Genomic DNA, 24,977 nt, shown 5'->3' on the forward strand with positions numbered 1-24,977 from the left:
CGTACCGAAGCCCCACAAGCCCCCGCGATGGGGAGCTCTATCCCATGCCGGTCCGCCCACCGGCCGCCGGCGCCTATGGCGTCGCTCCCGTCGGGAAGGTGCACAGCGGCACCCCGCTCTGCGCGGGCGAACCGATGGTGGTGTGCAGTGACTGGATCCACCGCGTCGCGTTCGGTGAACCGCGCATGATGTAGTACCACTGCCCGTCGCCGCTGTAGGTGGTGCCATGGGGCTTCCAGCACATCACGTCGAAGGTGTCGTACTGGGACATCCAGGGCCGGTCGTAGCCGCTCTGGCCGTCGCACGTGTGTGCGACGGGGTCATAGGACGTGGCCCCGGGCAGGTCGGTGCAGCTGCGGTCCATGCCGCTGCTGAGCCGGGTGGTCCAGCGCGTCTTGGCCGCTCCTGATTGTGCCGACGCTGAGGCGACGGGGCCACCGGTGCCGCGCGAGTTGACGGTCTGGACGTCGATGGAGTGCCGTTCGTTGAACCCTGCGGTGTTGATCGTCCGGCTGCCGGAGGCCGCCACGCGTTCCCAGCCGCCGCCGTCGATCCTGATCTGGGTGTAGGCGATGTCGTAGCTGCCGGCAGGCGGCGATGCCCAGCTCAGGGTCAGGCTCTTCTGGTTTTCGGCACCGTCGGCACCGGACGCGGAGGGCGTGCCGGGTGAACCGTAGGGGTTCGCAGTGTCCGCGGTGCTGGCGTCCGAGCTTGGTGCAACGGACGAATTGGCGATCACGGTGATCGCAGTGGCATCGCCGTTGGTGAACCCGCCGACGGTCTGTCCCGGCCTGATGGGACCGGACTGGCCGGTGCTGGCACGGTAGGTGTAGCTGACTTCGGCGTACGTTGAGCCGTTTCGTTCGGCGGAGGTGAGCTCGCGGAAGTCGATGGTGACGGAGCGGCCGGCTCCGCCGGTGTTGGCTTCGGTCGCGGTGACGCCGGAGACCTGGCCAAGCTTGCCCGTGGCCCGGCGCGGTGCCGAGGGAGCACTCACGGCGCCCCTGCCGGCCTTGTTCTCTGCCTGCACGGTAAAGGTGTAGGACGCTTCCGAGTTGTTGGCGGTGAAGTTGGCAGTGCGGACCGTACCGGCCACCGCCTGGGTCTGGTCTGCACCGCCGCCTCCGCTCATGGTGACGTAGTAGTTCCGGATCGGGTCACCGTTGGTGTTGGGTTCTTTCCAATCCACCCTGATCTGGTTGGAGGTTCCCACGGCGGACGCCACGGACGTCGTCGGCGCTCCCGGTGCTGCGGGGACACCGGCCGGATTGTCCTCGGCGGAGTACTGGCCCCAGTCGGACGGGCCGAGTTCATTGACGGCCTGGGCGCGGACTTTGTACCGCACCCCGTTGGTGAGCCCGGTCCAGGTGTAGTTGAGGCCGGCCACGCCGTTCTTGACCGCCACCCCGTTGGCCGGCGGCGGGGAGATCTCCAGGTTGTAGTTCTTCACCGCCGAGCCTTCCGTCCTGGCGGCGGACCACGCGATGTCCATGGTCTTGTCCGCCGCCTTGACCGTTGGGGCGTCCGGCGGCGAGGGCTTCTCGTCCGGGCGGATTTCGTTGGATGCCGGCGAGGGGTCGGATTCGCGGACTTCGTTGGTGGCGGTGACCGTGAAGACGTATTTGACGTCGTTGGTCAGCCCGCTCAGCGTGCAGGTGGTGGTGGCGCAGTCCTGGCTGAAGCCGTTGGCGGAGCGGACGGTGTACTTGGTGATGGGGGCGCCGTTGTCCGACGGCGGTGTCCATTTGAGGACCGCTGTCCTGCTTCGGACGTCGGTTGCCGTAGGCGCTGACGGCGCGTCAGGCCGGTCGCGGACGGTGATCCGGATCCTGCCGTCAGTTTGCCGGGACACGTCGTCGGTCTTGTCCATGACCGTGTACCGCACCACCATCACGCCTTTGAAACCGCTGGCGGGAGTGACGGTGATGGAGTCGCCTGATACGGCCGGTTGACCTGCGGCAGAGCCGGTTTCCACTGTTGCGGCGGTGATCCGCAGGGCGGCCTCGGGGAACGGGTTGAAATCGTTGGCCAGGACGTTGACTGTTTCTGACTTGCCGGCATTCGCCTTGTCCACCACGTCCTCGTTGGCCACGGGCAGCGGCCGGTTGGAGGCCACCATTGTGGCGGCGACGGTGGCCCGGACGGGTTCGGAGCGGCCGTCGGTGACTTTGAGCGGGATGCTTCCCTTCCAGCCGGCGGCTTTGGCGGGGTCCGGAGTAACCTTCAGCACGGCCTTGTCCACACTCGCGGTGAAGCCGTCGGGCACTGCGCCGTCGAGTTCAAACTTGAGTTTGTCCTGGTCGCCGGAGTCCACGTCCTTGGCGAGGTTTCCCAAATCCAGGGTGGCGGATTCGCCCTTGGGCACATCCAGGGTGGCGCCGCTGAAGGTGGGCGGGTGGTTGGCGTTCGGGTCCGGGATGACCTTGGTGATGATGCTGAGCGTGGACTTCAGGCCGGCGGGATCGTCCGGTCCGGTCCCGTCGGTCACTTCGAAGGTGACCGACCCGGGGCCCACGTAGTCCTTCAGGGCGGCATAGCGCAGGGCGCTGCCGTTTCCTGCCACCACGTTGTCTGCCTCGGCGCCCTGGACCCGGACCTTGTCGACCTGCGTGATGCGGGGCGTGCGGCCATCCCGGACCCGGACATAGTCCGCCAGGTCCAGGGTGGTTTCCTTGCCGGACATCACTTCAACGACGTCGGTCCTGGCCAGGGTGGGGTGCTGTTCACCCTGCCCGGGGACCCAGATGACCGCCGTCGCGCTTTGACCGTCGATGTCGGTAACGGTGTAGGGCACCAGCTGGTCCTTGGGCGCCAGCGTGACCCGGACAGTGCCGTCGCCGGTGGCGCGCGCGTTGGGGTTGCCGTCGGGCAGGGTGATCTTCAGCTCGGAGGCGACGCCGTCGGGGTCGGCGTCGTTTTTGAGCACCGGGACATCAACGGCGGACTTGCCGAGGGTCTCCGCCGGGGTGACCACGTCATCCTTCGCCAGCGGAATTTTCAGCGCAGCGTCGGGGGTGGCCTTCACCCGGATCACGGCTCCGGCCTGCGATTTCTTGTCGTCCTGGATCTTGTAGCTGACGCTTTCGTTGCCTGCTTGGGCCGGCGCCGTGAGCAGCACCTTGCCGCCGTCGGCTGCTTCCACGGCGAGGTCCGGGCGCGCCTCGAAGCCGTTGGATACCAGGCTGATCGGGTCGCCGTCCGGGTCGGAGTCGTTGGTGAGGGCGTCAACGGCGATCTTCCGGCCGGGACGGACATCGACGGCGTCGTCAACGGCGATGGGCTTTTGGTTGTTGGCTTCCTGCGGGGCGATGCCGACGATCACGGTGCCGGTGTTTTCGGCGCCGATGCGGTCCTGGACCCGGTAGGTGAAGGTGTCCGTTCCGGCGGCGTTGCCGGCGGCGGTGAATTCGAGGTAGCCGTCCTTGACCACGGCAGTGCCCATCGCAGGAGGCTTGTCCACCCCGGTCAGCCGGACGGAGTCGCCGTCGGTGTCGATGCCGTCCAGGGGGACGGGGATGCGCACCGTCATGCCTGCCACCACCCGGGCGGTGAGGTTCTTCGGTTCCGGCCGGGTGTTGAGTTCGTCGTCGCGGGCACGGATCCGGATGGACACCTGCTGGGAGTCCGATTGTCCGGATTCATTGGTGACTTTATAGATGGCGTAGACGGTCTTGGGTGCGTCCCCGGCAATGAACCGGATGGACTGGCCCGAGGTGAAGATACGGCCGTCGGCGGCATCCGGTTGCTGCGCCAGTTCCGGTTCCAGGACGAGCCTTCCGCCGTTGGGATCGGTGTCGTTGTCCAGGACGGGAATGGTGACGACGTCGCCGGCGCGCACGGTGGCTTCGTCGGGTTTTGCCTGTGGCGCCTGCAGCTTGGCGGGTGCGGGGACCACCAGGACGGCGATTTCGCCGGTGGCGGAGGACTTGCCGTTGGAGACGGTGTAGGTGACCGTCAGCTGGCCCTGCGCGCGGACATCGGTGATCCGGACGACGGAGTGGTCAAGGACGGCGACGCTCAGCGGCAGCCCGTCCGCAGCGGTCACTGACTGCACCACCAGGACACCGCCGGAGGGGTCGGAGTCGTTGCCGAGGACGTCCACCAGCACGCTGCCGCCGCTGGGCAGGAGCGCGGTATCGCGGACCGCCACCGGGGCGCCGTCGCCGCCGCCGGGGACGACGTCGACGCGCACCAGTTGCTGGGCACTGGCGGGTCCGTTGGTGACGAGGTAGGTGACGTAGTGGGCGCCCACCGCGGTGGAGTTGAACGTGAACGATTGCTGGTCGGCGCCCATGGTGGCGGTCGAGTTGCCGTCCGGGGTGACCTGGGCGAGCCGCAGGGCACCGCCCTGCGGGTCCGAGTCGTTCTTCAGCGGGGTGATCACCGTGTCCACCCCGGCGACGGCCACGAGGTGGTCCGCGTTGGCGATTGGCGGCAGGGCACCGGGCGGACGCACCTCGACGGTGACTTTGCCTTCGGTGGTGGAGCGGCCGTCCGAGACGGTGACCGTGACGGTTTTGCGGCCGGGTTCGGCTCCGAAGTCCTGGAAGCTGAGCAGCCCGTCGGGCCGGACTTTGACCTGGTCCCGGGGATCACTGCCTGCGGCACCCACGACGAACAGGTCGTCGCCGTCGGGGTCGATCCAGTCGGGCAGGATGTTCTGGCTGACGCTCTTGCCGGCCTGGACCACCAGGGTGGTGTTCCGGTTCGGTTTTTGCCGCGGGGCGGAGTTCTCCCCCGGCGGGACGATGTTGAGCGTGACGTCGGCGGAGGCGGAAAGGCCGCGGCCGTCGTCGACCGTGTACTTGAAGGTTTCCGAGCCGGTTTTGTCCGCCCCGACGCTGACCTGGAAGCCAGTGCCGCCGTAGACCGGGGTAATCACGCCGGCTTTGAGCGGGTCCGGCGTCCGGACGGTGAGAATGTCGCCGTCGGGGTCGGAGTCGTTGTCCAGGACGGGCAGGATAGTGGTCTTCCCGGCGCGCACCCCGAAGCTGTCGGGTTGGGCCAGGGGCGGGCTGTTGGGTTTGGTGCGGTCCGGCAGGACCGTCTGCTGGACTTCGTCAGCGGAGTCCTTGTCGGCGTCGTCCGAGGTTTCCTTGGGTGGGATGACGTCGTCCCAGTTGTTGACCAGCTGCATGTTCTGGTTCACCAGCCACACATTCCCCGAGTTCACATCATTCAGGACCACCAGATCCCGGTTCACCCGGAAAACATACGACGGCGACGCACTCGCCTTCGGCACCTCAACGTTCTTGTCATCACCATCATTGACGCAATCACGCACATACTTGTTCGCACCCGACCACGCCGCATGCACACACCCACCCAACTGCACCGGAGCCGCCGGAACACCCTCACCGTCGAACAACACCGTCCTCGCAGCCCCGCCATCCAACGGCTGCTTCAGCAACGCCTTCCTTGTGGCGACGGCAACGAACTCACTGCCCGGCCCCGCCTGCTGCAACTTCGCATCCCGCGCATCCTCCAGGCGCAGCCGCTTACCACCAGGCAAAAACAGGTTCCCCGCCGCAGCATCCAACACCACCGGCCGGTCCCCCACCACCGTCATCTGCAGATCCCCCGCCCCCTTCAGCTCAGCCCAGGTATCCGACTCCGACGACGCAACCCCACCGTCGGCATCCACCCCCGTCACCGTCACCGTCCCGGTCTTCGGATCCGCCGAATAAATCCGGTCATCAGAACCCACCACGGACACCGTGCCCTCCGAACCCACCAACACCGGCTCCGAAGACTCCCGATCAAAACCATTCACCGTCGACGGCGAAACAGCCCACACCTTCCCCGACGCAGCATCCGTCACCGACATCGTCCGCGCCCCAAAACTCACATCCGCAGCCCCCGGCAACTGCTTATCCCCACCCAGGCGCATATTCGCCGGCGACACCTGGTTCAACGTCGAACCAGCCTCATCATCAACAAACACCTCACCGGCATGCTGCAACACATCAAACGTCGCCGACGCCGGCGTCACCGCCCCATCCAAAACACGCGACGGATAATTCAACCGCCCCACCGCATTCTTCGACTTACTGACCACCCACACGCCACCGTCGTTCAACTCCACCTCAGTGGTCTTAAACCCCGGATACAACACAGCACCCGTCACCACAACAGCCAAAACAACACCAAACGCCATCCCACCAAGGCGGCGGGAACGCAGCAGGCGGCGCCATGCGGGGACACCTGTGGCCGGGCCTTGGGCGCGCGTTTGCCCGCGACGTGTCATTCCTTGAATCCCCCGAAAATATGTGGCCCGTAGCCGGTGGCCGGCTTCCTCAGGAGCCGGGCACCACAACAATACCGCCAATGCACCAACAAGTGGATAAATTCACTGCAGCGGTGACGGTTGACACAGCAGCCTTGTTTCCAGCCTGGAAGTCCTGGTCCAGGATTCCTTAATCCAGAACCAGGCCCCTGCCGCGGCCGCGCGTCAGGCGGACCGGCCGGATTTCGCCGAAACCGCGGACGTTTTCCGGCGGCTGCGGGATCATGATGAACCGTTCGTCGTGTTCCAGGGCCGACGCCGTCATGGAGTCCACCAGGACGGTGCCCGGATCGGCAAGGCTTGTCAGGCGTGCGGCGAGGTTGACGGTAGGGCCGTAGATGTCGCCGAGCCTGGACAGGATGCGGCCCCAGACCATCGCCACGCGGGCTTCCGGCAGGATCTCGTCTTCGGTGAAGGCCTCGGCCAGCGCCAGCGAAATCTCGGCGCCGGCCGCGGGGGTCTCGGCAATGTAGAGGACTTCGTCGCCGACGGTCTTGACCAACCGGCCGCCACCCACCGAGATGATTTCCGCGCACTTGTTTTCGAAGCGCTGGACCAGCCGGGCGAGGGTCTTCTCATTCATCCGGCGGGACAGGCTGGTGTAGGAGACCAGGTCGGCGAAGCCGACCGCGCGAGCCAGGGGCAGCGGCGCGTCATCCTCGTCGCCCTCCCGGCCCTCTTCGCTTGCCTGCAGACCGGCCTCGGCCCGCACCGCGAGCCGCTGGACTCCGGCATTAAGTTGGCGGCGCCACGAGTAGACCAGCACCTCCTCGAGTGCGTCCACCAGGGCGGGAAGTTCGTTGACCAGGCGCTTGCGGGCTACCGCGTCCGTGACGCCCTGCTCGTGGACCATGTCTTCCACGAGGGCCTCGATCTGCCAGACCACCATGCGGTCGGTCATCTGGCCGATGGCACGGGTGACGGAAATCGCCGCTTCTTCGGTCAGCTTGCCGGCGCGGACCAGGTCCACCACGGTGGACAGGGCCGCCTGGTCGCGTTCGGTGAAGGCCACGTCCTCGTCCCCGAAGTTGGGAAACCCAAGGGCGCGCCAGAGTTTCCGAGCAGAGAGCAGTGAGAGGCCGGCACCGGCAGCGACTTCACGACGGCGAAGCTTGCGTTCGCCGCCGAGGAGCCGGGCCTCGAGCGCTTTCATGGCCAGCCGCTCGGCGGACATGGCGCCCGTGGCGGGATGCCTGTCCATCCCGGGCGGCGCGGCGGGTTCCGGCGTCGTCGCGGAGTATTCAAAGGAGGCCGTGTCAAGGGGGCGGGCGTCAGGGGTGATGCTGTTCATGCGTTCCTGCTGGTCCTCATCGTTCATCCCGTCCACCTTCTCTCAAACTTTCCGGTAAAGCGCCGGCTGGGTATTGCCCCGCTGCATCCGGCCCAGCGTCGTGTTCGTCCGGCAGTTCCCCGATGGCGTCGAGGATAAAGTCCCGGAACCTGGAGACCTCGGGCACGTCGCGGAAGACCACCACGCCCTGGTACCCGGTTTCCAAGGATATATTCCCGGACCGTACCAGGCGTTGCAGCAGCGTCTCGTGGACTCTCAGGTTGCGCACCGACGCGAGATTGACCTGCTGCTCCCGGCGGTTGAGGATCCCGTAGCGGGCAACCATCCGCCGGCTGGTCAGCGTGTACCGCGTGCCCTGCCAGCGGAGCAGCCGGGGCAGGCAGTAGCCGAGCCACACCGCTGCGGCCGCTGCGATGCAGGCGGTCACCAGCCAGGGTGTCCCTTGGGCACCGAGGCCCAGCACCGCGCGGGCGCCGCCGCGGATGATCCATGCGGAAGCGAAGGCGGCCAGTGCCGGTGCCAGCACGAAGGCCAGGGCTGCTCCGGCGAGTTTCCTCGGCTGCGGGCGGGTGGTAACGATGACTTGTTCGCCCGGGACGAGGCCTTTACGCATAACCGCCTTCGCCGGGTTCTTCGGGCGCACTCCACGGCCGCAGGTGCACCACGTCCCCCGCTGTCACCACGTGCTCGTGGGAGTCCTTGTCCACCACCAGCAGGGAACCGTAGTCGTCCAGCCTGGTGGCATGTCCGATGATCTCGTGGTCGCCGGGAAGCTGTGCCCGCACCTGCTTGCCGAGTGTGACCATGGCTGCTTCCACCCGCTTGTGCAGTGAGGGGCCCCCTGCCAGGCCCGCGGAGGGGTCGCCGTCGGCGTTGCAGAAGCTTCGGTACAGGACCGCGAAGTGGGACAGATAGCTCTTCAGGAGGGCGGTGCGGTCCGTGGTGCGCGCGCCTTCCAGGAGCACGGACGTCGCCGTGGGGACCGGCAGGTCTTTTTCGCCCAGGGTCACGTTCAGCCCGGTACCAAGGATCACCGGCGGGACGCTGCCGTCCGCCATCGGACCAAGCTGGGCCAGGATGCCGGCAATCTTGCGTCCCCGCACCAGGACGTCGTTGGGCCACTTGAGTTCGGCGGGGAGGCCTGCCGTTTCCAGGAGGGTCTCGCGCAACGCCAGGGCCGCGATCAGGGACAGCCAGGAGTAGCTGTGGGTGGGAAGGGGCCTGCGGTCGGCGTTGGCGGGGCGAAGGACCACGGAGACGGACACCGAACTCAGCGGCGGCGCTTCCCAGCGCCGGTCCAGGCGCCCCCTGGCGGCGGTCTGGTATTCGGCGGTGAGGACGGAAAGGTCCGGCCAGGCCGCGGGCTCGACCGCGACGGCGCGGAGGAGATCGGCATTCGTGGAGCCGGTGGAGTCAACCACGTCGATCCGGGGAATCCCCACAGCCGAAAGGAAGCGCTCGTCGGCCAGGTCGCTTCTGTCCAGGGGGGTGCCCGGTGCGTGTGCGTCGTCCATAGCTAAATCCTACCGAGCCAAATCCCGCCGGGCGCAGCACCGTCCGGGCGCCGGCGCTGGCGGAAGGCGCTAGAGGAAGATGTCCGGAACCAACTGGTCCTCCGGCGCGCCAAGGCTGTACGGGCGGAAATCGGCCACTCCTGCCGCCGCCAGGACCTGCTCGTCCGTGTAGAAGTTCCCGGTGGCCGCCGCGCCGGCATGGAGGTTGCCGCCCGTCAGCACCGCGTGGGCGGCATCGGCCATGATCTGCGGCCCGCGGGCGGCCAGCACCATGGTGGCGCCGTGGGGCATGTTCCGGATGGCTGCGGTGTCGATCAAGGTGCATGGCCACAGCGAATTGACCCTGATGCCGTCCTCCTTCAGTTCCTCGGCAAGGCCCAGCGTCGTCAGGCTCATCCCGTACTTCGCCATGGTGTAGGCAAGGTGCTTGCCCGCCCAGCGGGGGTCGAGGTTAAGCGGCGGCGAGAGCGTCAGGATGTGCGGCTGCGCCGAGGCGCGCAGTGCGGGCAGCGCCAGCTTGGACAGCAGGAAGGTGCCGCGGACATTGATGTCCTGCATCAGGTCGTACTTTTTCATGTCCACGCTATCGGTGGTGGACAAGTCGATGGCGGAGGCGTTGTTGACGACGATGTCGACGCCGCCGAAGCGCTCCACGGCCGCCGCCACCGCCCCTGCCACATCCTCGTCCCGGCGGACGTCCCCCACCAGCGGCAACGCCTGGCCGCCGACCTGCACCAGTTCCTCGGCCGCCGTGAATACCGTGCCTGCCAGCTTGGGGTGCGGTTCCCCGGTCTTGGCCAGCAGCACAATGTTGGCCCCGTCCCGGGCAGCACGCCTGGCAATGGCGAGGCCTATGCCGCGGCTTCCGCCGGAGATCAGGAGCGTACGTCCGGCGAGGGTGCCGGAGGCTTGGTACGGGCTGCCGGAAGCGGGCAAAGCGTCATCGCTTGAAATCATGGAAACACTGTAACCCAGGTAAGTTACTACCGAGTAACATCGCCCGCGGGTTGCCGGATCAGCAGAAAATTGTAGGTTCCCTACAGCTGTGGGCGCCCAAACCGTCACTAGACTTGCCACCAGGGTTCGTCTTTTGTGTGGATGCTACTTAATCTCCGCAGCGCCGGACCCGCCAGCGAACAGAACCAATCTGCTACAGAGCCGGAGACACTTGATGAGCCACGATCTGACAACGACAGCGGGAAAGATCGCCGATTTCCGCGACCGCCAGGCGCGTGCCGAGCAGCCCTCCGGCGCTGAAGCCATCGAAAAGCAGCATGCCCGCGGCAAGAACACAGCCCGCGAGCGCATCGAGCTCCTGCTCGACGAAGACTCGTTCGTCGAATTCGACGCCCTGGCGGTGCACCGGTCCACCGCTTTCGGCATGGAGAAGAAGAAGCCGCTCGGTGATGGCCTGGTCTCCGGCTACGGCACCGTGGACGGCCGCCTGGTGGCCGTCTACAGCCAGGACTTCACGGTCTACGGCGGATCGCTGAGCCAGGTCAACGGCGAAAAAATCGTCAAGGTGCAGGAGTTCGCGCTGCGCAACGGCTGCCCCGTGGTCGGCATCCTGGACGGCGGCGGCGCCCGCATCCAGGAAGGCGTTGCCTCGCTGGCCATGTTCGCGGACATCTTCCGCAACAACGTCCACGCCAGCGGCGTGGTGCCGCAGATCTCGCTCATCATGGGCCCCTCCGCCGGGGGCGCCGCGTACTCCCCCGCGCTCACCGACTACGTGGTGATGGTGGACAAGACCTCGCACATGTTCATCACCGGCCCGGACGTCATCAAGACCGTCACCGGCGAAGACGTGGACATGGAAACACTGGGCGGCGCCCGGCAGCACAACGCCACCACCGGCACGTCCACCTACCTTGCCTCCGACGAAACCGACGCCATCGAGTTCGTGCGCGAACTGCTGGATTTCCTGCCGTCCAACAACCTGTCCGAGGCGCCCGTGCTGGGCCACCAGCAGGAGCTTGAGATCGACGACGACGACCTCGCCCTGGACACGCTGGTGCCGGATTCCGCTAACCAGCCCTACGACATGCGCGCCGTCGTCGAGCAGATCGTGGACGACGGGCATTTCCTGGAGATGCAGGCCCTGTACGCCCCCAACGTGATGATCGGCTACGGCCGCGTGGAGGGCCACACGGTGGGCATCGTGGCCAACCAGCCCCTGCAGTTCGCCGGGACCCTGGACATCGCCGCCTCCGAGAAGGCAGCCCGTTTCGTGCGCCACTGCGACGCCTTCAACATCCCCATCATTACCCTGGTTGACGTTCCCGGCTTCCTGCCCGGCAAGGACCAGGAATTCCAGGGCATCATCCGCCGCGGCGCCAAGCTCCTCTACGCCTACGCCGAAGCCACCGTCCCCAAGCTCACCGTGATCACCCGCAAGGCCTACGGCGGGGCTTACATCGTGATGGGTTCCAAGAAGCTCGGCGCCGACCTGAACCTGGCCTGGCCCACAGCGCAGATCGGCGTGATGGGCGCCCAGGGTGCCGTCAACATCCTCTACCGCCGTGACCTCGCTGCAGTCGCCGAGAACGGCGGGGACGTCGAGGCCCGGCGCGCCGAAGTCATCCGGCAGTACGAGGAAGAGCTCCTGAACCCCTACCAGGCAGCCGAACTCGGCTACGTGGACGCCGTGATCGCCCCCTCCGATACCCGCATCCAGATCATCAAGGGACTGCGGGCACTGCGCGACAAGCGCGCCAGCCTCCCCGCCAAGAAGCACGGGAACATCCCGCTGTGACCGCGGCACAGGATCGCATGCCGGAGGCGGTCGAGGCGTCCGAAGCCCAGGCCGCTCCCCTGCTCTCTGTTGTCAAAGGGGAGCCGAACGCCGAGGAACTCGCCGCCCTGACCGCCGTCGTTCTTTCCCTCGGCGTCCCGGCCCCTGCCACGGCAGGCGCACCGAGCGTCCGGCACTGGGTGCGCAGGCAACAGCTGCGCCTCGCCCCCACGCCGGGACCGGGAGCCTGGAAACGCAGCGGCCGCTAGCAGGGCCCCGAGCACTCCCGGCGTTAGGCTCAGGGGGTGACTATCGAGACTGCCCCCGCTTCCCGTCCGCACACCCGGATCGACGCCGTCGCAGACGCCTACACGGACACCCTGATCCGGCTCAACCCGACGCTTGCCACCACCCTCGGCCTGCCCGGGCATGAGACGGAATACCAGGACTTCTCCCCTGCGGGCATCGCCGGATTCGCTGAGGCCGCGCGGGGTGCCCTGGCCGCGTTGGAGGGCCTGGAGCCGGAGGATGACGTGGACGCCGTCACCCTGGACGCCATGCGGGAGCGCCTGGGCCTGCAGTTGCTCATCCACGCCTCCGGATGGGAATACGCGGAGCTGAACAACATCGCCTCGCCCGCCCAGGACATCCGCGCCATCTTCGATCTCATGCCCACAGCCACCGAACGGGACTGGGAGCACATCGCCGGACGCGCGCACAATGTTCCCGCGGCACTGGACGGCTACATGGAATCCCTGCGCATGGCCCGCGACGCCGGCAAGGTAGCGGCAGCACGCCAGGTGCGGATTGTCATTGAACAGGTCGTTAAGTACGCGGCGCCGGACGGCTTCTTCGCCAAACTCGCGGCAGGTGCCGCCACCGCTGCCGGGCCCTTGCCCGCCGCCCTGCAGGACAGGCTCGACGCCGGCGCTGGCGCCGCCCGCGACGCTTACACCCGGCTGGCGGAGTTCCTCCGCACCGAACTGCTGCCCGCCGCGCCGGAAAAAGATGCGGTCGGCAAGGCCCGCTACGCCCTGGCGTCCCGCTCCTTCCTGGGCGCCGAGGTGGACCTTGAGGAAACGTATGCCTGGGGCGTGCAGGAACTGGACCGGCTGATCGCGGAACAGGAACAGGTGGCCGCCACGATCAAGCCCGGCGCCACCATCGCCGAAGCCAAGGAGATCCTGAACAACGATCCCGCCCGGCAGCTCAAGGGCACTGACGCCCTGCGGACCTGGATGCAGGAACTCTCCGACAAGGCCATCGCGGAGCTGGCAGGGGTTCACTTCGACATCCCCGACGTCATGAAGAAACTCGAATGCCGGATCGCCCCCACGGACGAGGGCGGCATCTACTACACGGGCCCGTCCGAGGACTTCAGCCGGCCCGGGCGCATGTGGTGGTCCGTCCCCGCCGGCGAGGACACGTTCACCACCTGGGCGGAAACCACCACCGTGTACCACGAAGGCGTCCCCGGCCACCACCTGCAAATAGCCACCGCCACCTACCGGCGCGAACTGCTGAACAAGTGGCGGCGGAACGTGTGCTGGACCTCCGGCCATGGCGAAGGGTGGGCACTCTACGCAGAAAAGCTGATGCAGGAGCTGGGCTACCTCAACGACCCCGGCGACCACATGGGCATGCTGGACATGCAGCGCATGCGCGCCGCGCGCGTCGTCTTCGACATCGGCGTCCACCTCGAGCTCGAGATGCCGGCAAAGTGGGGCTCCGGCACGTGGACCGCCGACAAGGGCTACGCGTTCCTCCAGCAGAACCTGCCCATCAGCGAAGGCCAGCTCAACTTCGAATTCACCCGCTACCTCGGCTGGCCCGGGCAGGCCCCCTCCTACAAAGTCGGCCAGCGCCTCTGGGAACAGATCCGCGCCGAACTTGAAGCGCGGCCCGGGTTCGACCTGAAGGAGTTCCATACCAACGCGTTGAACATCGGCTCCGTGGGGCTCGACACGCTGCGGCGGGCGCTGCTGAGGTAACGCGCCCTCCTCCGCGAGACATTAAGCACATCCCCGCCGGGAATAAGTAACAAAAGGTGCTGGAATGCTTGATTTTGCGCCGTTTTCCAGATGGTGCGTATTTTTGCCTGACGTAATATTTCTCAATGTTCTTTCGACGTGGTATGTGCACGCCGTCTAGCTTGTTCTGGTGAGCACTCAGACAAACACCCCTTCCTCCGCAGGAAAGACCGGATTCCAGCTGCCCAAATGGGCCGGCTCCTTCGGCTTCCAGATCATCGCCGCCCTCATCGTGGGCCTGGGTCTTGGCCTGCTGGCCAAGTACACCGGCAGCACCAAGGCCAACCCGAACGGCCTCGGGGCAACGCTGCAGACCATCGGCTCCAGCTACGTCTCCCTGCTGCAGACCGCCGTCGTCCCCCTGATCTTCACGGCCGTCGTCAGCTCCATCTCCAACCTCCGCCAGGTGTCCAACGCCGCAAGGCTGGCCTGGAACACGCTCCTGTGGTTCGCCATCACGTCGCTCATTGCCGTGCTGATCGGCATCGGCCTGGGCGTCCTGCTGCAGCCCGGCGCCAACACGGGGATTACCGGCGAGGCCAAATACTCCGGCAAGTCCGGTGACTGGTGGTCCTTCCTGATCGGCCTGTTCCCCAAGAACTTCCTCGGCCTGGGCGCCAGCTCCACCGTTGCCGAGTCCGGCACCGTCACCACATCCGTCAGCTTCAATGTCCTCCAGATCCTGGTGATCGCCATTGCCGTGGGCGTCGCCGCCCTGAAGGTGGGCAAGGCCGCAGAGCCCTTCCTCAAGCTCAACGCGTCCGCCCTGGCCGTCATCCAGAAGGTCCTCTGGTGGATCATCCGGATCGCGCCGCTGGGCACCGTCGGCCTCATCGGCAACGCCGTGGCCGTCTATGGCTGGGACACGATCGGTTCGCTCGGCAAGTTCACGGTCGCCATCTACATCGGCCTGGCCCTGGTGCTCTTCGCGGTCTACCCCGTCCTGGTCCGCAGCCACGGCCTGTCCATCAAGCAGTACTTCTCCGGCGTGTGGCCCGCCGTCCAGCTGGCCTTCGTCTCGCGTTCCTCGGTAGGAACCCTCCCGCTGACCCAGCGTGTCACCGAGCGCAGCCTGGGCGTCCCCCGCGCGTACGCCTCCTTCGCCGTCCCGCTGGGCGCCACCACCAAGATGGACGGCTGCGCGGCCATCTACCCGGCCGTCGCTGCCATCTTCGTGGCCCAGTTCTTCGGCATCCAGCTCGACTTCAGCCAGTACCTGCTGATTGCCCTGGTCTCCGTGCTGGGCTCCGCGGCAACCGCCGGAACCACGGGCGCCGTCGTTATGCTCACGCTGACGCTTTCCACGCTGGGGCTGCCGCTGGCCGGCGTCGGCCTCCTGCTGGCCATCGACCCCATCCTGGACATGGGCCGTACCGCCGTCAACGTGGCAGGCCAGGCCCTGGTCCCCACCCTCGTGGCCAAGCGCCAGGGCATCCTGGACGAGTCGCTCTACAACGCGCCCCGCAACGGCACCCCCTTCGTTGACGAGGACGCGGCGGGCGACAGCACCGCCACCGACGGAAACAGCGCCGATACCGCAACACGCGAACTGCAGGATGCGAAGGCCTAGCCTGCACCGGTAACCGCAGGGTGCTCCGTGAAGCCCCCGGGAATCTGAACTCCTCAGGTTCCCGGGGGCTTCTTGCCTTAACGCCCGCCGCCTCCGATGATGCCGTTCTGCACGGCCTTGGTGACGGCGTCCGCTTCAGCCTGTGTCAGCTTGCCGTCCGCCACGGCCTTGTCCAGCCGGGTCTTGAGCTCGGCGGCGTGCTCAGCCTGTTCCTCGGTGCGCAGCTCCTGCAGGGCTGCGGTCACCGTCGACTCGTCGATTCCCAGAGATTCGGCCAGTGATTTGGCCAGCGCCGCCTCGCGCTCGGCCGGGTCCGGCTTCTGGCCCTCCGCCGGTGGCGTGGCGGGCTTGTTGGCCTCGCGGAAGGCCTTCAACGCATCGGTCACCTTGGCCTCATCGACGCCCAGCTTCGCTGCCAGCTCGGAAGCCTGGACAGGACCGTGGCCACCGCGGCCACCGTGCCTGCCCATGCCGTCCGGCGCGGTGCTGCCATCGGCCGGGGCGCTGGAACTCGTGCTCGGTGCCGGCGTGGGCGCGGTGGTGGTGGCGGAGGCCATGCCGGCCACCCCGATCCCGCCTGCCAGTGCCAGCGCAGCCGCTGACAGGCCCAGGGTCATTTTCTTCGTGCGTGTCATCTTCTCTGTCTCCTCGATGGGCCGTCGCTTGACGGCGGGTGGTCTGCCTCTTTCGAGACATGTCCAGCATCGGCAGCCAGCTTCTGGAGAGCCTGTTGGGAACCTTTCGTTCTGCTGTGAATTTAAGTTGCGCAGAGTGCAAAGTTGCACGTAGTGTAATCCCGTGACCTCCCCCACTCCGGCAGGCGAGGCCGGACCTGCCGCACCTTCCCGCCGCGAACTCAACAAGGCCGCCACCCGGCAAGCCATTACGGACGCCGCCCTCGGGCTCCTGCGCGCCAAGGGCCCGGGGAACTTCACTGTGGAGGACATAGCGGACGCTGCAGGGATCTCGCGCCGTACGTTCTTCAACTACTTCGCCAGTACGGACGCCGCCCTCGCCTCCATCGTGCACGGCTTCCTGGACAATGCCATCCAGCAGCTGCGGCTTCGGCCCGCGGACGAACCGCTGCTCGAGTCAGCCCAGGCGGCCCTGACCGCCCTCGCCGACCCTCAAGCCGTGGCCCCCCTGGCGGAGCTGTTCACCCTGACCCAGCAGAGCCCGCTCATGCAGCACAGCGAGCTTGAGGCCTGGGACCACTGCAGGGCCCAGGTGTTCGACGTCGCCCGGGAGCGGCTGGGGGGCAGCCGCGGCGAGCAGGAGGACCTGTACGTCCATGCACTCTCCGGGTCCATCATCTCCTGCGGAAAAGCCGCCATGGAGGTCTGGTTCAACCGGCGCGGGCCGGACCTGTCCCCCGCCTCCCTGGCAGAGCTCCGCCAGCTGCTCATCGATTCCATGGCCCTGCTGGGCGCCGGCTTCACCAATCCTGCATTCCTTTCCGCTTCCCGTTCCTCCTGATCAGATCGGCTCTGCGCATGGCACTCCTCCTCTACCGCCTCGGCAAGTTCTCCTACCGCCACCGCTGGCTGGTCATCTCTCTCTGGCTCGCCATACTGGTGGCCGTGGGCGGCTCAGCGGCAGCGTTCCACGGCACGCTGTCCAACAACTTCCAGATCCCGGGGACCGAAACCCAGCGGATCGCGGACAAGCTCAAGCAGGAGCTGCCCTCGGCGTCCGGCGGCAGCGCCACGATCGTCTTCGAAGCCCCCAGCGGCGGCTTTACGGATGCGAGCCGGACGGCGGTGTCGGATGCGCTGAAGAAGCTCCAGGCCCTTCCCGAGGTCCGTGGCACCGTGGATCCCTTCGCCACCCAGGCACAGGTGGACCAGGCCGGCAAGGCCGTTACCGACGGCGAGCAGCAGCTGGCAGCCGGCAAGGCGCAGCTTGATGCCGCACGGACGCAGCTGGAAGCGGGGAAGGCACAGCTGGCCGCAGCCGAGCAGCAGCTCACCGCTGCCGGCGCGCCGGCAGCCCTGGTCGACGCGCAGCTGGGCCAGCAGAAGGCAGCGCTGGCGGCCGGCCAGGCCAAGCTCGACGCCGGCACCCAGGAACTGGAGGCCAACAAGGCCAAGCTGGAACTCGGCAAGCGCCAGGCCCAGGCCGCCTCCGCCATCCGCTTCGTTTCCGAGGACAATAATGCGGCCGTGGCCCAGGTGCAGTTCAACACCTCCATCAACGGGCTGGCGCCAACGGTGCGCAAGCAGGTACAGGAGATCGCGCACCAAACATCCTCGGCAGGCGTTACGGCATTTGCCAGCAAGGAGATCACCGAGGACATCTCGGCGTTGTTCGGCACCGCGGAGGTTGTCGGCATCGCCGTGGCCGCCCTCGTCCTGATCCTCATGCTGGGCACCCTGGTTGCCGCCGGGCTTCCGCTGCTGATGGCCATCATCGGCGTGGGAGTCGGCGTCGGCATCACGTTCGCCCTCTCCGGGCTCTTTGACATGAGTTCCATCTCCCCCATGCTGGCCCTCATGCTGGGCCTCGCCGTGGGCATCGACTACTCCCTGTTCATCGTCAACCGGCACCGGACCCAGCTCCTGGCCGGCATGGATCCGGAGGAATCCGTGGCCAGGGCGAACGGCACGTCCGGCAATGCGGTGGTGTTCGCCGGGCTTACCGTGATCATTGCCTTGGCTGCCCTGGTGGTCCCGGGGCTTCCCTTCCTTACCGTCATGGGCCTTGCCGCCGCGGGGACCGTGGCCGTGGCCGTGCTCGTTGCCATCACTTTGACCCCGGCCATGCTGTCCCTGATCGGTCGCCGCATCATCTCCAAGCGGGCCTGGGCAAAGGCCGAGGCGCACAACGCCGAGCCCGGCCACGAAGCGGCAGATGACGCCATCGACCGCGAACGCAGCACCCGGGGCTGGGGCGGCCTGGTCACCAGGCACCCGTGGGCAGCCCTGGTGGCCGGTGTCCTCCTCCTGGGCACCCTGGCCCTTCCCGCCACCCAGCTGCAGCTGGCCCTTCCCGACGGCGGTTCCGAGCCCGTGGATTCCGAGGCGTACCAGGCCTACGACTTGACCGCCCGCAGCTTCGGCGAAGGCGTCACCGGCCCCATCGTGGCCGTCGGCGAGTTCCCAGCCAACCTGGACGAAGCCCAGGCGCAGAAACTGCAGTACGACATCGCGGACAGGCTCCGCGCCGTGGACAACGTGGTGGCCGCCGTACCGGTGGCGCTCAGCAAAGACCGCCGCACCGCCGTCTTCCAGGTCATCCCCAAGGAGGGCCCCGCCAGCGCCAGCACGGTGCAGGTGGTATCCGAACTGCGTGGCCTCAACGGCGGCATCAAGGCCGACTATGACGTGGCCATGGGCCTGACCGGGCAGACTGCCGGCAACGTGGACGTCTCCACCAAGCTCGGCGACGCCCTGCCGCCCTACCTCGCGATCGTCGTCGGACTTTCCCTGATCCTGCTGCTGCTGGTGTTCCGCTCCATCGTGGTCCCGCTGCTGGCCACGGGCGGCTTCCTGCTGTCCCTGTCCGCGGCGTTCGGCGCCGTGGTGGCCGTGTACCAGTGGGGCTGGCTGGGCGGCATCTTCGACGTCGCGAACCCGGGTGCGGTGCTGAGCTTCCTGCCGATCATCCTGATCGGTGTGCTGTTCGGCCTGGCCATGGACTACCAGGTGTTCATCGCCTCCGGCATGCGCGAGGCCTACATGCACGGCTCCACGGCGAAGGAAGCGGTCCGGGTGGGCTTCCGGCACGCCGCCGCCGTGGTGACCGCCGCGGCGATCATCATGGTCAGCGTCTTCTCCGGATTCATCTTCAGCCACCTCACCATGGTCCGGCCGCTGGGCTTCGCCATGGCCTTCGGGGTCCTGTTCGATGCCTTCGTGGTGCGCATGACCATCGTCCCGGCCGTCATGTACCTGCTGGGCAGTAAATCCTGGTGGCTGCCGCGCTGGCTGGACCGGATCCTGCCGGACGTGGACGTGGAGGGCGCCAAGCTCAACCGCGGCCAGGCTGTTCCGGCGTCCGCCGAGCTGGTCCACTAGGCTGAACCCGTGGTCCGCCTGATTCTCGCTTCCCAGTCCCCCGCCCGCACCAAGCTCCTGGCCGAGGCCGGCATCCGGCACACCGTGCTGGTGTCCGACGTCGACGAGGCCGCCGTCCAGGAACGGTACGGCGTCACCGACCCGCACGACACCGCGCTGCTGCTGGCCCGGGCCAAGGCGGAGGCCGTGGCGTCGCTGCCGGAAGCCGAGGGTGCCCTGGTGCTGGGCTGCGACTCCGTCTTCGAATTCGACGGCGAGGCGCACGGCAAGCCCTACACGCCCGACGTCGCGCGCGAACGGATGCTGCGGATGAGCGGCAGCACGGGGGTTCTCCACACGGGTCACTGGCTGGTGGACTGCCGGGACACGGAGGCCGACGGCGGCGGGGACGCCGAGGGATCGGGCGCCACGTTGGGGGCGGTCGCCTCCGCCGAGGTCTTCTTCCAGGAGATGGACGCCGCCGAGATCGATGCCTACATCGCCACGGGCGAGCCGCTGCACTGCGCCGGATCCTTCACTATCGACGGCCTGGGCGGGGCCTTCATCCGGAAGGTGGACGGCGACCCGCACGCCGTCGTCGGCCTGTCCGTCTCCACGCTCCGGGGCCTGCTGGCGGCCGCCAACGTGCGCATCACGGACCTCTGGCCGCCGCGGTAAAGGCGCCCTTTTTCGGAACCGCTTGTAGCTTCCCTACAAAGGAGGACCGGTTTACACGCGGATTCCGCAAGTAATATCGGCGGAACCTCCAAAACCGCGCTAGGCTCCCTGAAGGAAAGAAGGAGACGCCTTGTCAGCAAATTTGGAGCAGTCCGCAGGAACCACGCAGCCGAGCCTCACAAAGGTGCTGATTGCCAACCGCGGCGAAATCGCCGTTCGGATCATCCGGGCGGCCCGGGATGAGGGGATCGCCTCGGTAGCGGTGTACGCCGACCCGGACCGCGACGCCCTGCACGTCCGCCTGGCTGACGAGGCTTATGCCCTTGGCGGCAGCACAGCCGCCGAGTCCTACCTGGTGATGGACAAGATCATCGATGCCGCCCGCCAGTCCGGCGCGGACGCCATCCACCCCGGGTACGGGTTCCTGGCCGAAAATGCCCAGTTCGCCGCCCGCGTGATCGAGGCCGGCATCACCTGGATCGGCCCCTCCCCCGAAGCCATCTCCGCCCTGGGCGACAAAGTCCAGGCCCGGCACATCGCCGAAAAAGTAGGCGCCCCTTTGGTTCCCGGCACGGCCGACCCCGTGGAGTCCGCGGACGAGGTGCTGGACTTCGTGGACAAGCACGGACTGCCCGTCGCCATCAAGGCGGCCTTCGGCGGCGGCGGACGCGGCATCAAGGTGGCCCGCACCCGCGAGGAAATCCCCGAACTCTACGAATCCGCCGTCCGTGAAGCCACAGCGGCCTTCGGCCGCGGCGAATGCTTCATCGAACGCTTCCTGGATGCTCCCCGCCACGTCGAAACCCAGTGCCTGGCCGACGCCCACGGCAACGTCGTGGTGGTTTCCACCCGCGACTGCTCGCTGCAGCGGCGCAACCAGAAACTCGTGGAAGAAGCGCCGGCCCCGTTCCTCACCGAGGACCAGAACCGCCGCCTCTACGAATCCTCCAAGGCCATCCTGAAGGAGGCCGGCTACCTGGGCGCCGGCACCTGTGAATTCCTGGTGGGCCAGGACGGGACCATCTCGTTCCTGGAGGTCAACACCCGGCTCCAGGTGGAGCACTGCGTGTCCGAGGAAGTCACCGGCATCGACCTGGTCCGCGAGCAGTTCCGACTGGCCCGCGGCGAGGAGCTCGGCTACGGCGATCCCGAGGTGCGCGGGCACTCCATTGAATTCCGCATCACCGGCGAGGACCCGGGCCGGAACTTCCTGCCGGCGCCCGGCACCCTCCGCGTCCTGAAGAACCCCACGGGCCCCGGCGTCCGGGTGGATTCCGGTGTGGAGCAGGGCGACGTCATCAGCGGCAACTTCGACTCCATGCTGTCCAAGCTCATCGTCACCGGCGCCAGCCGGCCGCAGGCCCTGCAGCGCGCCCGCCGCGCCCTCGAGGAGATGGTGGTGGAGGGCATCCCCACCGTGATCCCGTTCGACCTCGCAGTGGTGACCGACCCCGCCTTTGCACCCGCTGAAGGGCCGTTCAAGGTCCACACCCGCTGGATCGAAACCGAGTTCAGCAACAACCTGCCGGTCTGGACGCCGGACGGCACCGCCGAAGGCGAGTCCGCCGAGGAGCGCCAGCGCGTGGTGGTCGAAGTCGGCGGCAAGCGCCTTGAAGTGGTCCTGCCCGCGTCCCTGGGTACACCGGGCACTGCTGTTGCCGCTGCCGGCAAGCCCGGCAAGTCGAAGAAACGCTCCCGCTCGGCCGGCCCTGCCGCTGCCACCGGCAACGCGCTGACCTCGCCGATGCAGGGAACCATCGTGAAGGTCGCGGTGTCCCACGGCGACGTGGTCTCCGAGGGCGACCTGGTGGTGGTCCTCGAGGCAATGAAGATGGAGCAGCCGCTGACCGCGCACCGCTCCGGAACCATCACGGGCCTGGCGGCGGCAGCCGGCGAGACGGTCTCCGCCGGCGCCATCATCGCCACGATCGAAGACTAGGAAGCGCCACAGGCATGCTCGCACCAAGTTTCCAGGAAGAAGTGGACCGCTACCACCTGGCGGTTCCCGAGATCACCCGGGGCAACCCGGGCCCGGTCAAGGACCTGTACTCCAGGGCGGACGACGTCACCCTGGCCAACCCGTTCGGCGGCATCGCCCGCGGCTGGGCGCAGGTGGAGGCACGTCTGGACCAGGCCGCGCGGCAGTTCCAGGACGGCGAAATGCTGGGCTTCGACACCGTGACCTCGTACACGGCCCGCGACACCGCCTACCTGCTGGAGACCGAACATTTCCGGGCCCGGCTGGACGGAGCGGCCGCCACCGAGGAATTCGCACTCCGGGTCACCAGCATCTTCCGCCGCGAGGAGGGTTACTGGAAGCTGGTGCACCGCCATGCGGACCCGGCGGCGCGGCCCCAGTCCCGCCGGTCCCTGACCCAGCCCGCGGCCAGCTGACCCAACTGCTGGCACAGGACGGGAACAGCAGGCACACTTAGCACGTGTTGCCTTTCCTGCTCCTGGCCTCCCGCGCCGAGGACGCCGCCGCCGAGGATGAGTACGCCGCGTACCTGAGGTACGGCGGCCTGGAGGAACGGGAGCTCCGGCGGATCCGGCTCGAAGCGGCTCCCCTGCCGGAGCTCGACCTCTCCGGGTATTCCGGCGTGATCGTGGGCGGCAGCCCCTTCACCTCCAGCGACCCGCCGGACAGCAAGAGCCCCGTCCAGCACCGGGTGGAGAAGGAACTGTCTGGCCTGCTGGACGAGCTGGTGGCCCGCGATTTTCCCTTCCTGGGCGCCTGTTACGGGGTGGGGACGCTGGGCCGGCACCAGGGGGCCGTGATCGACCGGACCTACGGCGAGCCGCTCGCGGCCGTGGAGATCAGCCTGACCGACGCCGGACTGCAGGACCCCATCCTTCAGGGCATGCCCCAAACCTTCACCGCCTTCGCCGGCCACAAGGAGGCCTGCAGTTCGCTGCCCGCGCATGCCGTGCTGCTGGCACGCTCGGCCGCCTGCCCGGTGCAGATGTTCCGGATCCGCACCAACCTATATGCCACCCAGTTCCACCCCGAACTGGACGCGGAAGGCCTCTGCACCCGCATCGACATCTACCGGCACGCCGGCTACTTCCCGCCCGAGTCCGCGGAGGACCTGATGGCGGCCGCCCGCCGGTTCACGGTCACGGCGCCGATGAACATCCTGAAGAACTTCGTGGCCCGGTACGCCCGCTGAACGGACCATGCCCTCGTGCACTCCTGCCCTGTTACCTCCGGGCACTTAACGCACATGCCCGGCGCCATCCCCGTCGTTGCAGGGCGGCGCCGGGCATGTCAGCCACTAACTGGGCTGGAATGCACGCGCGTGCGTCAGGCCACGTTGTTCTCGTAGTCCACGTCGCGGGTTTCGCGGGTCAGGAACAGCGCGATCAGCGTCAGCACCGCCATGGCGGTCAGGTAGATGCCCACCAGGACGGGGCTGCCCTTGGCGGTTTCCCAGAGGGCAACGGCGATGAACGGTGCAACGGCGGCGCCCAGGATGCTGGAGAAGTTGTAGCTGATGGCCGAGCCGGTGTACCGCACGTTGGTGGGGAACAGTTCCGGCAGCAGCGCTCCCATGGGTCCGAACGTAAGCCCCATGAGGGAGAACCCGATGACCAGCAGGCCCATGGTTCCCACAAAGCCGCCGCTGAACAGCGGGACGAACAGCAGGCCGAAGACGAAGATCCCTGCCGTGACGGCGAGGAGCATCTTGCGCCGGCCGTACTTTTCGGCCAGCGGTCCGGAAACCAGGGTGAAAATGCCAAAGAAGACGACGCCGGCAATCAGCATCCAGAGGAAGTCGTTGCGGCTGTAGCCCAGGCCGGGAACGAACGCGGCGGCGGCTGCTTCAGTCATGGGCTTGCCGGCCTTTTCGGCCGCGGCCTTGGCACCCTCCAAGGTGGGCTTCGTGCCGTACGTGAGCGTGAACGTGGTCATCAGGTAGAAGAGCACGTACGTGGCCAGCATGATGAAGGTGCCCAGGATCAGCTGGCGCCAGCTGCCCTTGAAGACGCGGCCCAGGGGCAGCTTGGCCACCTCGTTGGATTCCACCACCTTGGTGAAGGCGGGGGTCTCGATCAGCTTGAGCCGGACGTAGAGGCCCAGGATCACCATGACGGCACTGAGCAGGAACGGCACGCGCCAGCCCCACGCCTGGAAGGCCTCCGGGGCCAGCGTGTAGCTGGCAACAAGGAAGATGACGTTGGCGATGATGAAGCCGATCGGGGCACCCAGCTGCGGGAAGGTGCCGTAGATGGCGCGCTTGTTGGCGGGGGCGTTCTCGGTGGCCAGCAGCGCGGCGCCACTCCATTCGCCGCCGAGCGCCAGGCCCTGCGCGAAGCGCATGACCACCAACAGGGCCGGAGCCCAGAACTCCCAGCCCGGAACCAGGGCAGTGGGAAGGCAGCCGATGAGGAAAGTGGCGATGCCCATGGTCAACAGTGAAGCCACCAGTGTGCCCTTGCGGCCGAACTTGTCGCCGAAGTGCCCGAAGACGATCGAGCCGAGGGGGCGGGCAATGAAGGCTACGCCGAAGACGGCGAAGGAGCTCAGCAGCTGGGTGGTTTCGTTCGCGCTGGGGAAGAAAAGCTTCGGGAAGACCAGCACGGCGGCCGTGGCATAGACGTAGAAGTCGTAGAACTCCACGGTGGTGCCGATCAGGCTCGCCACGATGACGCGGCCGCGGGAGTTCACCGGCTGGCGCGCAGACAGCGCGGTGGTATCGGTGGATGGCATAGGTTAACGCTTTCGTGAGACCGGCCGGGACCCAGGCAGGATTGCCTCCCGGCTCAAGTAGTTAGAGTCCGATCTTACTTCCCCACGTCCAGTCAATGGACGAATGGTCCACTATGCGGACCTGTGTTGTGCGTCTCACCTGATGGTCCGTCACTGGGCCTCACGGGG

At 67.3% G+C, this 24,977-nt stretch carries 17 protein-coding genes; 10 read left to right on the forward strand and 7 right to left on the reverse strand.

The genetic code is table 11. The features are described 5' to 3' along the window. Window positions 1–73: 73 nt before the first annotated feature. From AC3IMC_RS09825 to AC3IMC_RS09845, 5 genes are all read right to left on the reverse strand, one after another. Window positions 74–5,827: an Ig-like domain-containing protein gene (locus AC3IMC_RS09825; protein WP_490918333.1), complete on the reverse strand. Its 5,754-nt coding sequence runs from the start codon at window positions 5,825–5,827 to the stop codon at window positions 74–76. Between the two features lie 589 nt (window positions 5,828–6,416). Continuing rightward, complete coding sequence (locus tag AC3IMC_RS09830) at window positions 6,417–7,604, reverse strand: adenylate/guanylate cyclase domain-containing protein (protein ID WP_490918334.1); 1,188 nt, start codon at window positions 7,602–7,604, stop codon at window positions 6,417–6,419. Then, on the reverse strand, window positions 7,594–8,190 hold the full coding sequence (locus tag AC3IMC_RS09835; RefSeq protein WP_490918335.1) for a PH domain-containing protein: 597 nt from the start codon (window positions 8,188–8,190) through the stop codon (window positions 7,594–7,596). The genes AC3IMC_RS09830 and AC3IMC_RS09835 overlap by 11 nt, the downstream gene beginning before the upstream one ends. Next, window positions 8,183–9,091: a biotin--[acetyl-CoA-carboxylase] ligase gene (locus AC3IMC_RS09840; RefSeq protein WP_490918336.1), complete on the reverse strand. Its 909-nt coding sequence runs from the start codon at window positions 9,089–9,091 to the stop codon at window positions 8,183–8,185. Before AC3IMC_RS09840 ends, AC3IMC_RS09835 begins: the two co-directional genes overlap by 8 nt. A gap of 69 nt (window positions 9,092–9,160) precedes the next feature. Continuing rightward, window positions 9,161–10,048, reverse strand: a complete 888-nt coding sequence (locus AC3IMC_RS09845; RefSeq protein WP_490918337.1) for an SDR family oxidoreductase — start codon at window positions 10,046–10,048, stop codon at window positions 9,161–9,163. 214 nt (window positions 10,049–10,262) lie between these two features. Between AC3IMC_RS09845 and AC3IMC_RS09850 the strand changes: the two genes are divergently transcribed. The 4 genes from AC3IMC_RS09850 (at window position 10,263) to AC3IMC_RS09865 (ending at window position 15,425) form a co-directional block, all read left to right on the forward strand. Continuing rightward, window positions 10,263–11,846, forward strand: a complete 1,584-nt coding sequence (locus AC3IMC_RS09850) for an acyl-CoA carboxylase subunit beta (protein ID WP_490918338.1) — start codon at window positions 10,263–10,265, stop codon at window positions 11,844–11,846. A gap of 17 nt (window positions 11,847–11,863) precedes the next feature. After that, complete coding sequence (locus AC3IMC_RS09855; protein WP_490918406.1) at window positions 11,864–12,094, forward strand: acyl-CoA carboxylase subunit epsilon; 231 nt, start codon at window positions 11,864–11,866, stop codon at window positions 12,092–12,094. 36 nt (window positions 12,095–12,130) lie between these two features. Continuing rightward, entirely contained in the window at window positions 12,131–13,816 is a 1,686-nt protein-coding gene (locus AC3IMC_RS09860; RefSeq protein ID WP_490918339.1) for a DUF885 domain-containing protein, read from the forward strand. A 169-nt stretch (window positions 13,817–13,985) separates the two neighbouring features. After that, window positions 13,986–15,425 (forward strand): dicarboxylate/amino acid:cation symporter, encoded by a 1,440-nt coding sequence (locus AC3IMC_RS09865; RefSeq protein WP_490918340.1) that lies wholly within the window; start codon window positions 13,986–13,988, stop codon window positions 15,423–15,425. Between the two features lie 77 nt (window positions 15,426–15,502). Here AC3IMC_RS09865 and AC3IMC_RS09870 read toward each other — a convergent pair whose 3' ends face one another. Continuing rightward, window positions 15,503–16,060: a hypothetical protein gene (locus AC3IMC_RS09870; protein WP_490918341.1), complete on the reverse strand. Its 558-nt coding sequence runs from the start codon at window positions 16,058–16,060 to the stop codon at window positions 15,503–15,505. Between the two features lie 163 nt (window positions 16,061–16,223). Between AC3IMC_RS09870 and AC3IMC_RS09875 the strand changes: the two genes are divergently transcribed. From AC3IMC_RS09875 to AC3IMC_RS09900, 6 genes are all read left to right on the forward strand, one after another. Next, window positions 16,224–16,901 (forward strand): TetR/AcrR family transcriptional regulator, encoded by a 678-nt coding sequence (locus tag AC3IMC_RS09875; RefSeq protein WP_490918342.1) that lies wholly within the window; start codon window positions 16,224–16,226, stop codon window positions 16,899–16,901. 17 nt (window positions 16,902–16,918) lie between these two features. Beyond that, on the forward strand, window positions 16,919–19,441 hold the full coding sequence (locus AC3IMC_RS09880; protein WP_490918343.1) for an MMPL family transporter: 2,523 nt from the start codon (window positions 16,919–16,921) through the stop codon (window positions 19,439–19,441). Window positions 19,442–19,450: 9 nt separating this feature from the next. After that, window positions 19,451–20,098, forward strand: a complete 648-nt coding sequence (locus AC3IMC_RS09885) for a Maf family protein (protein WP_490918345.1) — start codon at window positions 19,451–19,453, stop codon at window positions 20,096–20,098. A gap of 130 nt (window positions 20,099–20,228) precedes the next feature. After that, window positions 20,229–22,037, forward strand: coding sequence for an acetyl/propionyl/methylcrotonyl-CoA carboxylase subunit alpha (locus tag AC3IMC_RS09890; protein WP_490918346.1), 1,809 nt, complete (start codon window positions 20,229–20,231; stop codon window positions 22,035–22,037). A gap of 14 nt (window positions 22,038–22,051) precedes the next feature. Further along, a complete protein-coding gene (locus AC3IMC_RS09895; RefSeq protein ID WP_490918347.1) occupies window positions 22,052–22,492 on the forward strand; it encodes a YybH family protein in 441 nt (146 codons plus the stop codon). Between the two features lie 44 nt (window positions 22,493–22,536). Continuing rightward, the gene (locus tag AC3IMC_RS09900) at window positions 22,537–23,268 is read left to right on the forward strand and encodes a glutamine amidotransferase (protein ID WP_490918349.1); all 732 of its coding nucleotides are present in this window, start codon (window positions 22,537–22,539) and stop codon (window positions 23,266–23,268) included. A gap of 134 nt (window positions 23,269–23,402) precedes the next feature. Here AC3IMC_RS09900 and AC3IMC_RS09905 read toward each other — a convergent pair whose 3' ends face one another. Further along, entirely contained in the window at window positions 23,403–24,809 is a 1,407-nt protein-coding gene (locus AC3IMC_RS09905; protein ID WP_490918350.1) for an MFS transporter, read from the reverse strand. Window positions 24,810–24,977 lie beyond the last annotated feature (168 nt).

Source organism: Arthrobacter sp. E70, from assembly GCF_058266945.1.

What these genes read in the sequence shown, in the direction of transcription:
- AC3IMC_RS09825 (WP_490918333.1), bottom strand. Translation starts at nt 5,827, where the DNA reads ATGTCGGTGACGGATGCTGCGTCGGGGAAGGTGTGGGCTGTTTCGCCG.
- AC3IMC_RS09830 (WP_490918334.1), bottom strand. Translation starts at nt 7,604, where the DNA reads ATGAACGATGAGGACCAGCAGGAACGCATGAACAGCATCACCCCTGAC.
- AC3IMC_RS09835 (WP_490918335.1), bottom strand. Translation starts at nt 8,190, where the DNA reads ATGCGTAAAGGCCTCGTCCCGGGCGAACAAGTCATCGTTACCACCCGC.
- AC3IMC_RS09840 (WP_490918336.1), bottom strand. Translation starts at nt 9,091, where the DNA reads ATGGACGACGCACACGCACCGGGCACCCCCCTGGACAGAAGCGACCTG.
- AC3IMC_RS09845 (WP_490918337.1), bottom strand. Translation starts at nt 10,048, where the DNA reads ATGATTTCAAGCGATGACGCTTTGCCCGCTTCCGGCAGCCCGTACCAA.
- AC3IMC_RS09850 (WP_490918338.1), top strand. Translation starts at nt 10,263, where the DNA reads ATGAGCCACGATCTGACAACGACAGCGGGAAAGATCGCCGATTTCCGC.
- AC3IMC_RS09855 (WP_490918406.1), top strand. Translation starts at nt 11,864, where the DNA reads ATGCCGGAGGCGGTCGAGGCGTCCGAAGCCCAGGCCGCTCCCCTGCTC.
- AC3IMC_RS09870 (WP_490918341.1), bottom strand. Translation starts at nt 16,060, where the DNA reads ATGACACGCACGAAGAAAATGACCCTGGGCCTGTCAGCGGCTGCGCTG.
- AC3IMC_RS09880 (WP_490918343.1), top strand. Translation starts at nt 16,919, where the DNA reads ATGGCACTCCTCCTCTACCGCCTCGGCAAGTTCTCCTACCGCCACCGC.
- AC3IMC_RS09895 (WP_490918347.1), top strand. Translation starts at nt 22,052, where the DNA reads ATGCTCGCACCAAGTTTCCAGGAAGAAGTGGACCGCTACCACCTGGCG.
- AC3IMC_RS09905 (WP_490918350.1), bottom strand. Translation starts at nt 24,809, where the DNA reads ATGCCATCCACCGATACCACCGCGCTGTCTGCGCGCCAGCCGGTGAAC.